Genomic DNA, 14,584 nt, shown 5'->3' with positions numbered 1-14,584 from the left:
TTTTGAGAGCTAAGATCTATTTATCAAAACCAGATTTAGAGGAAGTATTAGATACTGTTTCTTTTAATGAGAATAGCGTTTTAAATTTTGAAGTTGCTTTAGAGAAATATATTGGTTTTAACAAAAAAGTAGTAGCATTAAATTCTGGAACAGCTGCAATCCATTTAGCATTAATTTTAGCAGGAGTGCAAAAAGAGGATGTAGTTATTTGCCAAAGTTTTACTTTTGTAGCAACAGCAAACCCAATTTTATATCAAGGAGCAAAACCTATTTTTATTGATAGTGAAAATGATACATGGAGTATGTGCCCATTATTGTTAGAGCAAGCTATTAAAAACTGTATTTCTCAAAGAAAGAAGCCAAAAGCAATCGTTATAAATAGTAATTACGGAATGCCTTCTAAGATAGAAGCTATTGTCTCTATTGCCAAGTTTTATGATATAAAGTTAATTGAAGATGCTGCAAGTGCTTTAGGTTCTACTTACAAAAAACAAAAATGTGGCACTTTTGGAGATTTTGGTATTATCTCATTTAACGAAAATAAAATTTTAACCACATTTGGTGGTGGTGTTTTAATTTGTAAAAGTGAAGAAGAGAAAAATAGCGCAATATACTTAGCAACTCAAGCAAAAGAAGAATACACTTATTATCAACATTCCGAAATTGGGTATAATTATAGGATGAGTAAACTATCAGCTTCTGTTGGTTTATCTGAGTTAAAAAATATAGAAAAATATATTTTTTGTCGACGACAAATTCATTTGTTTTATTCAGAACTGTTTAAAAATATAGAAGGTATTACGCTTCATAAAGAACCAAATCAAGACTACTTTTCTAACCATTGGTTCACTTGTGTTTTAATAAATGAAGAATTAGTGAGGTTTTCTTGTGAAAATCTGAGATTGCAATTGCTTAAAGATAATATAGAATCAAGACAGCTTTGGAAACCAATGCATTTACAGCCTGTCTTTAGAGGTTGTAGTTATTATGGCGAATCTGTTTCTGAAAATTTATTTGAAAAAGGATTATGTTTACCGTCAGGATCTAATTTAACGGATTATGATAAAGAAAGAATTAAGGGTTCAGTAAATAAATTGTTGTAAATTGCCTTTCTATATTTTTTAATATATGTTTAAAAGATTTTTTTTAGAAAACTTCAATAAATATACCTCTAAATGGCTTGTTCTGTTTATAGATGTATGTTTAGTGCTTGTTTCATTTGTATTTGCTTATTTAATTCGATTTAATTTATCTTTAAATTTTGATTCGGAAAGATTGTTGAATCAAATACCCGTATTAATAGTAATTTCATTAGTTAGTTTTTTAATAGTTGGTTCTTATAAGGGGATTATTAGACACACCGGAACCAGGGATGCTTTTAATGTTTTTTTGGCTTCAACACTTTTAGCAGGGTTAAGCATCTTAATCGTTTTACTAAATAGGGTATTTAAAGTATCTGAATTATTTACGATTCCAATATCTATTATATTAATACATTATTTACTGAATGCACTATTATTAATCTTTAGTAGGTTTTTGTTTAAAGCTTTTTATGAAGTAATCTTTACAGATTTAAAAACAATTACAAATGCATTAATATATGGTGCAGGAGATTCAGGAATAATTACATATGGAGCATTAAATAGAGATACAAATAATAGTTATGAGATCTATGGATTTATTGATGACAACCCAAGCAAAATAAATAAAAAAATAGATCGGATTAAAATTTATGATTCATCAAAAATAGATAAAGAGTTTATATCGAAAAATAATATTGATGAAGTTATAATATCGATACAAAATATTAAACCAAACAGACTTTTAGAAATAACAGATACACTATTAAAGTTAGATGTGGAAGTAAAAATAGTGCCACCACTAACGAAGTGGATGGGCGGCGATTTAAAAGCAAATCAAATAAAACAAATAAATATTGATGATTTATTGGATAGGAATCAAATTTCTATAGCAAACCCAATAGTTGAAAGAGAAGTTATAGACAAAGTTATATTTGTTACTGGAGCTGCGGGGTCTATTGGGAGTGAAATTTCTAGGCAATTAGTTTCCTATAACATAAAGCTATTGGTTTTAATTGATCAGGCAGAATCACCCTTATATGATTTACAACAAGAGTTAATTCAGAATGATAAGGATAATTTTGTTGCAATTATTGCAGATGTTAGAGATAAAAAGCGAATGACAGCAATTTTTGAAAAATACAAGCCTCAAAAAGTCTTTCATGCTGCTGCGTATAAACATGTTCCTTTAATGGAAGAGAGCCCTTATGAAGCCGTTAAAATTAATGTTTTGGGAACAAAAAATATTGCTGATTTATCAGTAGCTTATCATGTAGAAAGATTTGTAATGGTTTCTACAGATAAAGCTGTGAACCCAACAAATGTAATGGGAGCAACTAAAAGAGTTGCCGAAATGTATATAAGTTGTTTAAGTAAAGATACAAATAATACGAAGTTTACAATTACTAGATTTGGAAATGTACTAGGATCTAATGGTTCTGTAATTCCGTTATTTAAAAAACAGATTGAAAAAGGTGGGCCCTTAACAGTAACACATAAAGATATCACTAGATATTTTATGACGATTCCTGAAGCATGTAGTTTAGTATTGGAGGCTGGTACTATGGGCGTTGGTGGTGAAATCTATATTTTTGATATGGGGAAATCAGTAAAGATTTTTAATATGGCAAAAAGAATGATTTCTCTTTCAGGATTGAAATACCCAGAAGATATTAATATAAAAATAACAGGATTAAGACCCGGTGAGAAGCTATATGAAGAGCTACTTGCAAGTGGAGAGAATACGATTAAAACATATCATGAAAAAATTATGATTGCTAAGTCTCAAAATATAGATGATTTATTTGTTCAAAATAAAATAAATCAGCTCAATGTAATTGATCTAGATTTGTCTAGCAATGAAATTGTACAACAGATAAAGAAGCTTGTTCCAGAATATATCTCAAATAATTCAGTTTTTGAAAAATTAGATATTAATTAAAGGCTTATAAATTAAATTACTACTTTTGCAAAAAAAAAAAAACTAATGAAAGAAAATCATTTAGGTATTACTATACTTGGTATACTATTTATATTATTATCTAACTCTTGTGTTTCAAAGAAAGACATCATCTATTTTCAAAATGATGAAATCAATCAAGAAAAAGTTTCAAATAGTTATAAAACGGTCTTTAAGCCAGATGATTTATTGAATATTACTATTTCAGCAAAAGAGATTGAAGCCGTTAAAGATTTTAATTTATCTACCGCTTTATTTGATGGTACTGGTCAGCAACAAAGTTATTTAATCGATAATAAAGGAGAAATTGATTTTCCTATCCTTGGGAAAATAAAAATAGGCGGTTTATCTAGAGATGAAGCAATAGCCTTGTTTAAGAGGAGTTTAGATCCTGATTATGTGAAAAAACCAAGAGTAATTATAACAATTGCTAATTTTAAAATATCTATTTTGGGTGATGTTCTTAAGCCAGGAAGTTATACCATTCCTAATGAAAGAATATCTATACTAGATGCTATCGCACTAGCAGGAGATTTAAATCTCTCAGCGCAAAGAAATAATGTTTTGGTACAGCGAGAAGAAAATAAAAAGAAAACACAATATAGAGTTGATTTACTATCTAATAGCATTAATACTTCACCCGTTTTTTATTTACAGCAGAATGATGTCATTTATGTAGAACAAAATTATGCAAAAATACAGTCAGCTTCTAGTAATTCAAATACAGGTTTGGTTATTTCGGTTACGGGAATATTAATTGGATTAATTGCTATTATAGTAAGATAAGATATGCAAATGAACAAAGAAAATAGTGTTACAAATAGAATGGATAACGATGCTCTAAATATTAGAGAAGAGGTTGAAAAGTATCTTTTATACAGGAAATGGTTTTTATTAGGAATAATATTGGCATTAATTGTTGCCTATACCTATTTAAGGTATACGACTCCTCAATATAGTGCAACGACTACTATTATGATTAAGGATAACCAAAAGTCTGGGATTTCTAAAGAATTAGAAGCTTTTAAGGATTTAGGAATAATAGGTGGAAGTTCTAGTAATAATCCAGATAATGAAATTGAAATCATAAAATCAAGAAAAATAATTGGTGCAGTTGTAGATGCATTAGATTTATTTACTACCTATTCTGTTGAGGGCAGAGTAAAAAAAACAGAAATATATAAAGACAACCCTATAAAAATTAATTTTATCTCAAGAAATTTAATTCAGCAAAATAAGGATACTTCTTTTGTAGTGTCTTTCCTTTCGAAGGATAAATTTGAAATTAAAAATTTTAATAATGAGTTTATAACGGCCTATAATTTTGATGAGTTGTTAACATCAAATGTGGGCGTTTTTAAAGTTGTTAAAACTAAACATTTTAATGAAAAGAATAACTTTACTATTTTTGTTAATATAGCAAATAAATCGAATACAATATCTAGGTATTCGGATATTAATATTAGTGCTGTTAGTAAACAATCGAGTGTTTTAAGATTGTCTATAAATCATCCTGTAAGAGAAAAAGCAGAAGATATCTTGAATGAATTAGTTAGGCAATATAATATTGATGCGATTAATGATAAGAGTGAGGTTTCTAAAAAGACAAAAGAATTTATTGATGATAGGCTTGTTAAAATTGGTTTGGATTTAGAAAAAATTCAAGATGATGTTAAAAATTATAAAAACAAGAATAATATTACTGGTTTATCTATTGAAGGCGAGTTAGCTTTGGCAAAAGCTTCAATTAATAATGAAAAGATCCTTGAATTAGAGACGCAATTAAATTTAATTAATTGGATTGGTGAGAGTCTTAATAAGCAGTATGAAAAATATGAAATTCTTCCACAAAATTTAGGGTTTTCAGATGAAGCGATTTCTCAATCTATAGCAATATACAATGATTTAGTAAATAAAAAGAATAGATTAAGTTTAAGTGCTGGAAATAAAAACCCTTTATTACTTGAATATACAAGGGAAATAATTTCAGTAAAAGAAAACCTGAAAAGAAGTATTTCAAATTTAGGGTACTCATTAAAATCTCAGTTGAGTCAATTAAAAGAAGAAGCATCTAAAGTATCTTCTAAGGTTTCATTAATACCAATTTTAGAAAGAGGTTTTATTGATATTGCTAGGCAACAAGAAATTATATCTGGTCTCTATTCATATCTTTTAAAGAAGAAAGAAGAAACGGCTATTTCTTTGGCCATTACAGTGCCAAATGCAAAAATTATAGATTTCGCTTACAGTTCAGGGGGGGCAATATCGCCCAAAAAGAAAATGGTTTATGTAGGGGCACTATTAATTGGGCTATTAATTCCTTTTATTATTATTTATCTTAAAAACCTTTTAGATACCAAAATTCATTCTAGAAAAGATATTGAAGATTTAACAACAATACCTTTTATAGGAGATATACCGCATTCTGAAGGAAATGATAAAGTTATTATTGGAGGCGATTCTAGAACAGGTACTGCAGAGGCTTTTCGTTTAATAAGAACTAACTTAGATTTTATGTTACCTAATAATGATTTAGGTAAGACAATATTTATTACCTCTACTACAAGTGGGGAAGGGAAATCATTTACCTCAATTAACCTTGCCGCAGCTCTTTCTTTATCTAACAAAAAAGTTTTATTATTAGGTATGGATCTTAGAGCTCCAAAGGTTACTGAATATTTAGGTATTCCTGAACGAAAAGGAATCACAAATTTTATAACCAATGAAAATATTTCTTTGAATGATGTTAAATTTTCGATTCCTGAGATTAAAGGATTAGATATTATTGCATCTGGTGTTATTCCTCCAAATCCTGCAGAGTTATTATTGAGCGTTAAAATTAAAGAGTTATTTGATGAAGTAAAAAAGGAATATGATTTTATTATCGTTGATACTGCACCTGTAAACTTAGTTACCGATACTTTGTTAATAGCTAAGTATGCAGATATGTTTGTGTATGTTACAAGAGCCAATTATTTGGATAAACGGATGTTAAATGTTGTTCAAACATTATATGATGAGAAAAAATTACCAAATATTGCTATTGTTTTGAATGATACTGACACGACAAAAGGTTATGGTTATGGCTATGGCTATGGCTATGGCTATGGCTATGGCTATGGCTATGGAAATGGCTACATAGATGAGGTTAAAAAACCATGGTATAAAAGAATTTTAAGTTAAAATAAAAGCATCCAAATGGATGCTTTTATTTTATATGAACTTTTTATTATTATCTAAGAGGTGGTTAATTTTTTCTAAATTCTTTTTAGTTCCAACCTTGTTTAAAAGAGCTAAATGATTATGATGATGGGTGTCAGTACCAACAAAATCATATATATTTTCTTTTAAAAGTTTTTTAGAAATTTGCTGTACACCTTTTCCATATTGTTCTGTTAATGATAATAAATTTAACTGAAATAAGCATCCATGTTTTTTTAACTTATAATAGTTCTCATAATCATTGTGGTAAAAGTTATAACGCTCTGGGTGTGCTAAAACAGGTTTGTAGCCTTTTAGTTGGATTTCAAATAAAAGCTCATATAAATTTATAGGAGCATTAAAGTAAGACATTTCTACAAGAATATAGTTGTCTTTTAAAGTAAGGATATCCTCTTTTTCTAAACGTTCAGAAAATTGCTCATCCATCATGTATTCAGCTGCAGCTCTTATTGAAATATCATTAATATTTCTTTTAAGCAACTCTTTTTTTACTTCTTCTAATTTATTTTTTATTGTTTCACTAGAGTTTGGGTACACATTACCTAAAACATGAGGAGTTGTTATGAAGTTTTTTATTCCATAAGAGCGCATTTTTGTGATTAATTCTATCGAATCATTTAAGTTTTTTGCACCATCATCAATTCCAGGAAGTAAATGAGAATGTATGTCTACAAAACCTTCTGGAAAAAAATCTATAAGGGGTATTTCCTTTTTCTTAAAAAAAATCATTTGGAGTATTTTGCTGCAAATCTACAATTTTTTAACCTCAAAAGTAACCCCATTTCAATCTTCAAAATAAATTAACATTTACGAAAACGATTGAAGTTCAAAAGTCTATTGTGTATGCAATTTACTTGTAATATATTTGGTTAAAATAATATAATTATGATTTTAATAGCAGATGGTGGTTCTACCAAAGCAGATTGGATTGCAATTGATGGTGATAAAAATGAAGTCTTTAGAGAAAGAACTTTAGGCTTAAACCCAGCTGTTGTTCCTCAAGAAGAATTGTACAACAGAATTATTAATATGTTTCAGCTTATTAATATAAAGGATGAAGTAGAAGAGATTCATTTCTATGGAGCTGGTTGTGGTACACCAAAACCTACTGAAATTTTAAAGAATATTTTAGAGTCTATTTTTGTAAATGCTAAAGTTGTTGTTTCAGAAGATTTATTAGCTGCTGTTTATGCTGCTTCAGAAAGTAAACCTGCGTTAGTTTGTATTTTAGGTACTGGATCTAATAGCTGCTATTTTGATGGTGAAAATATTGAAACCTTAGTTCCTTCTTTAGGGTATATTTTAATGGACGAAGCAAGTGGTAATTATTTTGGTAAAAAATTATTGATCGATTATTTTTACAATCAAATGCCAAAAAGAATTGCTGAAAAATTTGAAGAGGAATTTAATTTAGATGCAGACTATATTAAAAGGAATATTTATAGAGAGTCAAACCCAAACATGTACTTAGCTTCTTTTGCTAAATTTATGTTTGACTTTAAAGATGATAAGTATATTAAGAAAATTATAAAAAAAGGTTTTCAAGTGTTCTTTAAATACAGAGTTCTTCCTTATAATAAGACCAATGAAACACCAATATATTTTATAGGGTCAATTGCACATTACTTTAGAGATATTTTAGAGAAAGTTGCAAAAAAGAATAACCTACAAATTACTGGTGTAATTCAAAGGCCAATTGACAATTTATTAACGTATCATAAAAAAAATATTAATCTATAAATTCTAAAAGTCTTTCTAAACGCATTCCTCTAGAGCCTTTAATAAGGATATATTGTTTGTTAAAAGGATTTTTTATAACGTATTTCATTAAAGCATCAAAATTTTTAAATTGATGTTTTTTTGTTTTCGACTGATAAAAGTTTTCTCCAACAAAAAGGATTTCATCAAAATCGAAACTAGTAGCTAAATCTGTAATTTCTTGATGTTCTTTTAGGCTTGTTTCACCTATTTCAAACATGTCTCCAAGTATTGCCACCTTTGCGTCTTCTTTTATTGAAGAGAAGTTTTCTAGAGCAGCTCTCATACTAGATGGATTTGCATTGTACGCATCCAATAGTATTTTATTAGATTCTTTTTCAATAATCTGAGAACGATTGTTGGTTGGTGCATAGTTCTCAATAGCATTTTTTATATTTTTTTCATCAACCTTAAAGTAATTTCCAATAGTTATAGCGGCAGCAATATTGGTGTAATTGTATTTACCAATTAAATTACTTTGTATATTTTTAGAATTAAAGATGAGTTTTACAAAAGGATTAATTTCTATAAACTGCAAGTTATCAGTATTAAAAAAGGTTGAATTAATTTTTTTAGTTTTTTTAACTTGAATTGCATCATCAGGATTTACAAAAGCAATTTTATTATTAGCTTCTAAATACTCATAAAGTTCGCATTTACCCTTTATGACTCCTTTAACCCCCCCAAAACCCTCTAAGTGTGCTTTTCCAAAGTTGGTGATGTAACCAAAATCGGGTTCACAAATTGTACAAAGAAACTCGATTTCTTTTTGATGATTTGCGCCCATTTCTACAATTCCAATTTCTGTTTTTGGAGTCATAGAAAGTAGGGTCAGAGGTACACCTATATGGTTGTTTAAATTTCCTTTGGTTGCAGAAGTAATAAATTTCTCACTTAAAACAGCATTTATTAATTCTTTAGTAGTTGTTTTGCCATTACTTCCTGTTAAACTAATAATAGGAATATTTAATTGTTTTCTATGATAATTTGCTAATTCCTGCAAGGTTTCTAAAACGTTTTTAACTAGTATAATTTTAGAATTTGTTTGATATTTCTTTTCATCAACAATACTATAATCTGCTCCTATATTTAAAGCCTCTTCTGCAAAATTATTGCCGTTAAAATTATCGCCTTTTAAGGCAAAGAAAATTGTGTTTGTTCTAATGCTTCTTGTATCTGTGTCTACAAGATAATATTTAGAATAAAGTACGTAAATATCAGTTATTTTCATTTATTAAATATAAAAAAAACCTCATTGTAAATAAAAACAATGAGGCTATATAGTTTTATGAATCAATTTTATCTGCTAGTATTCTTAGCTTTTCTTTTTTTATAAGTCATTGGTCCTACCTTATCAGTAACACATCTAAAACCAATATAATTTGTAGCCATATACTCTGGCAAGTATCTTCTTTGTGCAGGATCTAACCAATATTCTCTGTCAGACCAAGAACCGCCTTTATAAACTCTTGTATTATTGCTGATTAAAGTTCTTCTTTTTTTAGCATCGTAAGTTGGTATAGTTCTGTTTTTAATTGAATCAAATACTCTAGTAGGTTTTTTAGGTGAATTATACATACTTGGTCTAGAGCTAAATTGTTCTTCATCATCCTCATAGAATCTTGTAGAATTTAATTCTCCATCACCAATATTAGAATTGTTATAAACTGTAAAGTTTCTTCTTAAACTAGTATCATCTTTTGTAATTGGAATATATTTTATAGATCCGGGTAATTGTTTTGGTACAATTTTTCCATTTGGTAAAGTATCATATTCAACCTCAATACCATCAGGTGTTCCTGTTATCACAACTTTTCCGTCTTTATTAATCATTTTTTTAGTAAAAATATTACCTCTAAAATAATTAAAATCATTAGCCTCATTATCTATAATAGGTCTATAAACATCTGCAACCCATTCTGCAACATTGCCAGACATGTCATATAACCCAAATCCATTTGGTGGGTAAGATCTTACTTTAATAGGGATGTCTGAGCCATCAGTACTCCAGCCAGATAAGCCACTGTAATTTCCTTTTCCTTGTTTAAAATTGGCTAATTGATCTCCTTTAAATCGTTTGCTTTCATCTCTAGAGTATTTACCATTCCAAGCATATTTTTTTCTACCTCTAATGTTGTTATATTCTCTGTTTTCTATATTCGCTTTTGCAGCAAATTCCCATTCAGCTTCAGTTGGTAATCTAAATTTCTGACTTAAAACACCATCTGCTCTTGTAATCTTTCTTCCTTGAAAAGAGCCACTTGTTGCTCTTCCTCTCGTTCTTATTCCTCTCTTATAAATAGTTGTATCACCTTCAAATAATTTATCTGAATCGGCTAAGAAAACTTCAGTATCAAAGAAGTTTCTTATTGTGTCTGACTCAAAAATATTTTTTATATGACCTTTGTCAATCAATGTTTTTAAGTTTACTGCATTTGTTCTCCATTTACAGTATTCATTTGCTTGTAACCAACTTACACCCACTACAGGGTAATCTGCATAAGCAGGATGGCGTAGATAATTATCAGATAAAATATCTGTGTTTCCTAAACTTTTTCTCCAAACTAAAGTATCTGGTAAAACGGCATTGTAAACATGTTTGTATTTTTCTTCTGAAGGAGGAAAAACATCTTTTATGTATTGAACATATAAAAAATATTCAGAATTTGTAACTTCAGATTCATCCATGAAAAATGAACGAATATGCATTTTTTTAGGTGTTGTATTCCAGTCAAACATTACGTCATCTTGAACTTGGCCCATAGTAAAAGAGCCTCCTTCTACAGCAACCATTCCTAAAGGTGGTTTTTGTCCTTCAAAAGAAGTACTTCTAATATAATTACCGTTTTTAGGGTCATTAAAATTTAAACCTGTTAGTGTAGATTTACCAGTTGTAGATCTATTACAGTTTGCTAAAAGCAATGTAGTTAGTACAACTATAGATGTTTTTAATATGTTTCTCATTTCCTAAATTGAAAATTGTTAGGGTTTTTATTATAGCGATGCAATTTACAATAATTATACTTTTATGCAAGTATTTAGTAAATTTTAACGCATCATAAAATCATTCATTTTTTATAAAACGAAAGCTTTTTAAATTTAGTATAATTAATCTTGATAAGAACTAAAATATCTTTAAAATATGTGCGTTATTTGAATACAATTATGAAAAGACCTTTTTTATTATTTTTTTTTAGTTTTTTGACTCAAATAATAGTCTCTCAAGTAAGTAATTCTGTGCTTTCTAATGGAGATTGGTATAAGTTTTCAGTAGATACAACGGGTGTTTTTAAAATTGATAAGAACTTACTGCAACAAATTGGTGTTTCTACAAATGATTTAAACCCAAAAAAAATTCACATTTATGGTAATGGAGGTGTTCTCTTACCAGTTCTTAATAGCGATTTCAGGCATACTGATTTACAAGAAAATGCTATTTATATAGAAGGTGAAGAAGATGCTAGTTTTGACAATAGTGATTTTATTCTCTTTTATGCTAAAGGCCCTCATGACTGGGAAACAAATTCTACAAATAGTACAGCAAAACACAGGCAAAATATTTTTTCTGATGAAGCCTATTATTTTATAACTGTTAATAATACAGATGGTCAAAGAATTAACCAGAAAGCCCCAATAACAAGTGTTGCTACAAGTGAGATAACAACTTTTGATGATTTTACTTTTTATGAAAAAGAAGAAAAAAACCTTTTAACAGTTGGTACACAATGGTTTTTTAATGAGGATTTTAATGTTGAAAATACACAGAATTTTAAAATCACTTTTCCAAATGCTTTAGTAAATGAAGAGATAAGTGTTAGAGTTAGAGGTGTTTCTAATTCTGTAGTTTCTTCAACTATGAGTGTAAAAGTTAACAATCAAGACCTTTATATAATTAGGTATCCAGCAGTAAATAGTGGTTCTTTAACCAAGGCATATACATCAGAGAAAACTTCAAATATTAGTAACTCTTCAAATTTAATAGATGTTTCAATCACCTATGATAACTCTGGAAATCCATCAGCTCAAGCATATTTAGATTTTATAGAAATTGTAGGTAAAAAAGAATTAATTGCAGATGGTAATCAGTTCTCATTTAGAAGTTTTGATCAAGCAAATACTACAGGGACTTTAGAATATAAAATACAAAATAAAAATAATATTTTTCAAGTTTGGGATGTAACAAATTCAATAAATCCTACAAATATTATAAATGAAAATAATGGAACAGATTTCAGTTTTAAAGATAATACAGGTGTTTTAAAAGAATATATAGTTTTAAGTCAAACCGATTTCTATATTCCCAAAACAATCCAGAATGCAAAGGTTGTAAATCAAAATTTACATGCGTTAAAAGATATAAATTATCTTGTTATAACTAATTCAGAACTTTCTTTACAAGCACAAAGGTTGGCAGATTATCATCAAATGAACTCTAACTTAACAACAAAAGTTGTGAATTTAGATCAAATTTATAATGAGTTTTCTTCTGGGTCAAAAGACATAACAGGAATTAGGGATTTTATTAAACATTTGTATGATACAAATTCAACTGAAGATAAAAAGTTGAAATATGTTTGCTTTTTTGGTGATTCTTCCTACGATTATAAAGACAGAATTTCTAACAATAATAATATTGTTCCTGTAAAACTATCTTTTGCTAGCTTTAATTTAGCAAATTCTTATGTAACGGATGATTTTTTTGTAATGCTAGATGATAATGAAGGAAACATGTTTTCTTCACACACTTTAGAAGTGGCTTCAAGTAGAATTCCTGTTTCAACAATAGCACAAGCTAAAAGTGTTGTTGATAAAATTTTAAACTATTACAATGTAAGTGCAATAGGAGATTGGCGCAATACAATTACACTTTTAGCAGATGATATAGATGCTTCAGGCGAAGAAGTTTTACAACAAGGAGTAGAATCTATTGCTGATGAAATAAGAGATAGCAAGCCTATTTTTAATATTAATAAAATTTATTTAGATGCTTATGTGCAAGAAAATTCTTCAGGAGGAGAGCGTTATTCAGCAGTAAATACAGCAATTACAAATGCGATTGAAAAAGGCACATTAGTTTTTGATTATTTTGGTCATGGAGGTGAAGATGGTTTTGCTTCAGAAAGAATTTTAGGGAAATCACAAATTCAAGAGTTTACAAACCCCAATACATTACCATTATTAATTACGGTTACTTGTGATTTTTCTAAATTTGATAATCCAGCCAGAGTTACAGCAGGTGAGCTTACTTTATTAAATGCTGATGGAGGAGCGGCAAGTATGATTACAACAACAAGAGAAGTGTATATCTCTGTTGGGCAAAGGTTTAATGAAGGTTTAATTAGAATTTTATTAGAGTTTAATAATGAAGATTTATCAATTTCTGAATCGCTTACAAAAGCGAAAAATGAGTTTTCAAATTCACAAAAATTCTTTATCTATTCTTTTGGAGATCCAGCAATGAAGTTAGCTGTGCCTAAACCAAATGTTCGTATTACAAAAATGAACGGTATAGACATTACGCAATCTATAGATACGCTTAAGGCATTGTCTAAAGTGAATTTTGAAGGTATCATTGTAGATGATTCTGACGGTATTGTAGATAATTTTAATGGTACATTATCAACTACTGTTTTTGATAAATCGATAAATAAAACAACCTTAGATAATGATGGGTTTGGAGTTAATATGACCTTTGATACTCAGGATAGTAAGCTTTTTAGGGGGAAATCTACAGTAGAAAATGGCGTTTTTAATTTCGAGTTTATTGTACCTAAAGATATTAAAATTGCTTACGGAAAAGGAAAGTTAAGTTTTTATGCAGAAAATGGCAAAATAGATAAAGCGGGTTATAATTTCGATGTTGTTGTAGGTGGAATAAATGAAAATGCAGCAGAAGATACAGCGGGACCAGAAATAAACTTATTTATGAATGATGAGTCATTTATTGATGGAGGCAATACAAATGAATCACCAAATTTGATTGCTGTTTTATCTGATTTTAGCGGAATTAATACATCAATAACAGCTGTAGATCATGATATTATTGGAGTCTTAGACGGAGACACTACAAATCCTATTATTTTAAATGATTTCTATGAAACGGAATTAAATGATTTTTCAAAAGGAAAAGTTACCTACAAATTAAGAGATTTAGAAGTTGGCCCTCATGCTTTAAAATTAAAAGCATGGGATACTTACAATAATTCATCGGAAGTAACGTTGAACTTCGTGGTTATAAGTAATACTATTTTAAATTTAGAAAATGTTTTAAATTACCCAAATCCGTTTGTCAATTATACAGAATTTTGGTTTAATCACAATAAACCAAATGAATTATTAGAGGTACAAGTTCAGGTGTTTACCGTTTCAGGGAAATTAGTAAAAACGATAAACCAAAATGTACAAACTAATGGTAACTTAGCAAGAAGTATTACATGGAATGGTTTAGATGATTTTGGTAATAAAATTGGTAAAGGAGTCTACATCTATAAATTAAAAGTAAAATCAACAATTAGCAATCTAGTTTCAGAGAAGTACGAAAAATTAGTAATACTTCAATAAAAAT

The 14,584-nt window shown here is 28.7% G+C and carries 9 protein-coding genes; 6 read left to right on the top strand and 3 right to left on the bottom strand.

The window, feature by feature from the left end; all coding sequences use genetic code 11:
* Window positions 1–2: 2 nt before the first annotated feature.
* Genes BTO04_RS06410 through BTO04_RS06395 form a run of 4 tightly spaced genes read left to right on the top strand, consistent with a single transcriptional unit; the run spans window position 3 to window position 6,222 of the window.
* Entirely contained in the window at window positions 3–1,103 is a 1,101-nt protein-coding gene (locus tag BTO04_RS06410) for an aminotransferase class I/II-fold pyridoxal phosphate-dependent enzyme (RefSeq protein WP_157662438.1), read from the top strand.
* A 25-nt stretch (window positions 1,104–1,128) separates the two neighbouring features.
* Window positions 1,129–3,021 carry a nucleoside-diphosphate sugar epimerase/dehydratase gene (locus tag BTO04_RS06405; RefSeq protein ID WP_087563713.1) on the top strand — a complete coding sequence of 631 codons (1,893 nt, stop codon included), beginning with the start codon at window positions 1,129–1,131 and terminating at the stop codon, window positions 3,019–3,021.
* A 45-nt stretch (window positions 3,022–3,066) separates the two neighbouring features.
* A complete protein-coding gene (locus BTO04_RS06400; RefSeq protein WP_087563712.1) occupies window positions 3,067–3,825 on the top strand; it encodes a polysaccharide biosynthesis/export family protein in 759 nt (252 codons plus the stop codon).
* Between the two features lie 9 nt (window positions 3,826–3,834).
* Window positions 3,835–6,222, top strand: a complete 2,388-nt coding sequence (locus BTO04_RS06395; protein WP_232455965.1) for a tyrosine-protein kinase — start codon at window positions 3,835–3,837, stop codon at window positions 6,220–6,222.
* Between the two features lie 30 nt (window positions 6,223–6,252).
* Here BTO04_RS06395 and BTO04_RS06390 read toward each other — a convergent pair whose 3' ends face one another.
* A complete protein-coding gene (locus tag BTO04_RS06390; protein WP_087563710.1) occupies window positions 6,253–6,990 on the bottom strand; it encodes a tyrosine-protein phosphatase in 738 nt (245 codons plus the stop codon).
* Window positions 6,991–7,146: 156 nt separating this feature from the next.
* Here BTO04_RS06390 and BTO04_RS06385 point away from each other — a divergent pair, with 156 nt between their 5' ends.
* Complete coding sequence (locus tag BTO04_RS06385) at window positions 7,147–8,001, top strand: N-acetylglucosamine kinase (protein ID WP_087563709.1); 855 nt, start codon at window positions 7,147–7,149, stop codon at window positions 7,999–8,001.
* On the opposite strand, the gene murF is transcribed toward BTO04_RS06385, so the two are convergent.
* Together murF and gldJ are read right to left on the bottom strand one after the other, a co-directional pair.
* Entirely contained in the window at window positions 7,991–9,250 is a 1,260-nt protein-coding gene (gene murF / locus BTO04_RS06380; RefSeq protein ID WP_087563708.1) for a UDP-N-acetylmuramoyl-tripeptide--D-alanyl-D-alanine ligase, read from the bottom strand. The genes BTO04_RS06385 and murF overlap by 11 nt on opposite strands.
* A 68-nt stretch (window positions 9,251–9,318) precedes the next feature.
* Window positions 9,319–10,983, bottom strand: coding sequence for a gliding motility lipoprotein GldJ (gene gldJ, locus BTO04_RS06375; protein ID WP_087563707.1), 1,665 nt, complete (start codon window positions 10,981–10,983; stop codon window positions 9,319–9,321).
* A 201-nt stretch (window positions 10,984–11,184) separates the two neighbouring features.
* On the opposite strand from gldJ, the gene porU reads away from it, so the two are divergent.
* Window positions 11,185–14,580, top strand: coding sequence for a type IX secretion system sortase PorU (gene porU / locus BTO04_RS06370; protein ID WP_087563706.1), 3,396 nt, complete (start codon window positions 11,185–11,187; stop codon window positions 14,578–14,580).
* Window positions 14,581–14,584: the final 4 nt, after the last annotated feature.

The sequence above is a fragment of the Polaribacter sp. SA4-10 genome, from assembly GCF_002163835.1.
GTDB lineage: Bacteria > Bacteroidota > Bacteroidia > Flavobacteriales > Flavobacteriaceae > Polaribacter.
The sequence above is the reverse complement of the archived record's forward strand: the minus strand, read 5'-3'. Positions and strand labels throughout refer to the sequence as shown.

Coding starts and splice junctions, on each gene's coding strand:
- BTO04_RS06390 (WP_087563710.1), bottom strand. CDS start 6,990: ATGATTTTTTTTAAGAAAAAGGAAATACCCCTTATAGATTTTTTTCCA.
- porU (WP_087563706.1), top strand. CDS start 11,185: ATGAAAAGACCTTTTTTATTATTTTTTTTTAGTTTTTTGACTCAAATA.
- BTO04_RS06405 (WP_087563713.1), top strand. CDS start 1,129: ATGTTTAAAAGATTTTTTTTAGAAAACTTCAATAAATATACCTCTAAA.
- BTO04_RS06385 (WP_087563709.1), top strand. CDS start 7,147: ATGATTTTAATAGCAGATGGTGGTTCTACCAAAGCAGATTGGATTGCA.
- BTO04_RS06395 (WP_232455965.1), top strand. CDS start 3,835: ATGAACAAAGAAAATAGTGTTACAAATAGAATGGATAACGATGCTCTA.
- gldJ (WP_087563707.1), bottom strand. CDS start 10,983: ATGAGAAACATATTAAAAACATCTATAGTTGTACTAACTACATTGCTT.
- BTO04_RS06400 (WP_087563712.1), top strand. CDS start 3,067: ATGAAAGAAAATCATTTAGGTATTACTATACTTGGTATACTATTTATA.
- murF (WP_087563708.1), bottom strand. CDS start 9,250: ATGAAAATAACTGATATTTACGTACTTTATTCTAAATATTATCTTGTA.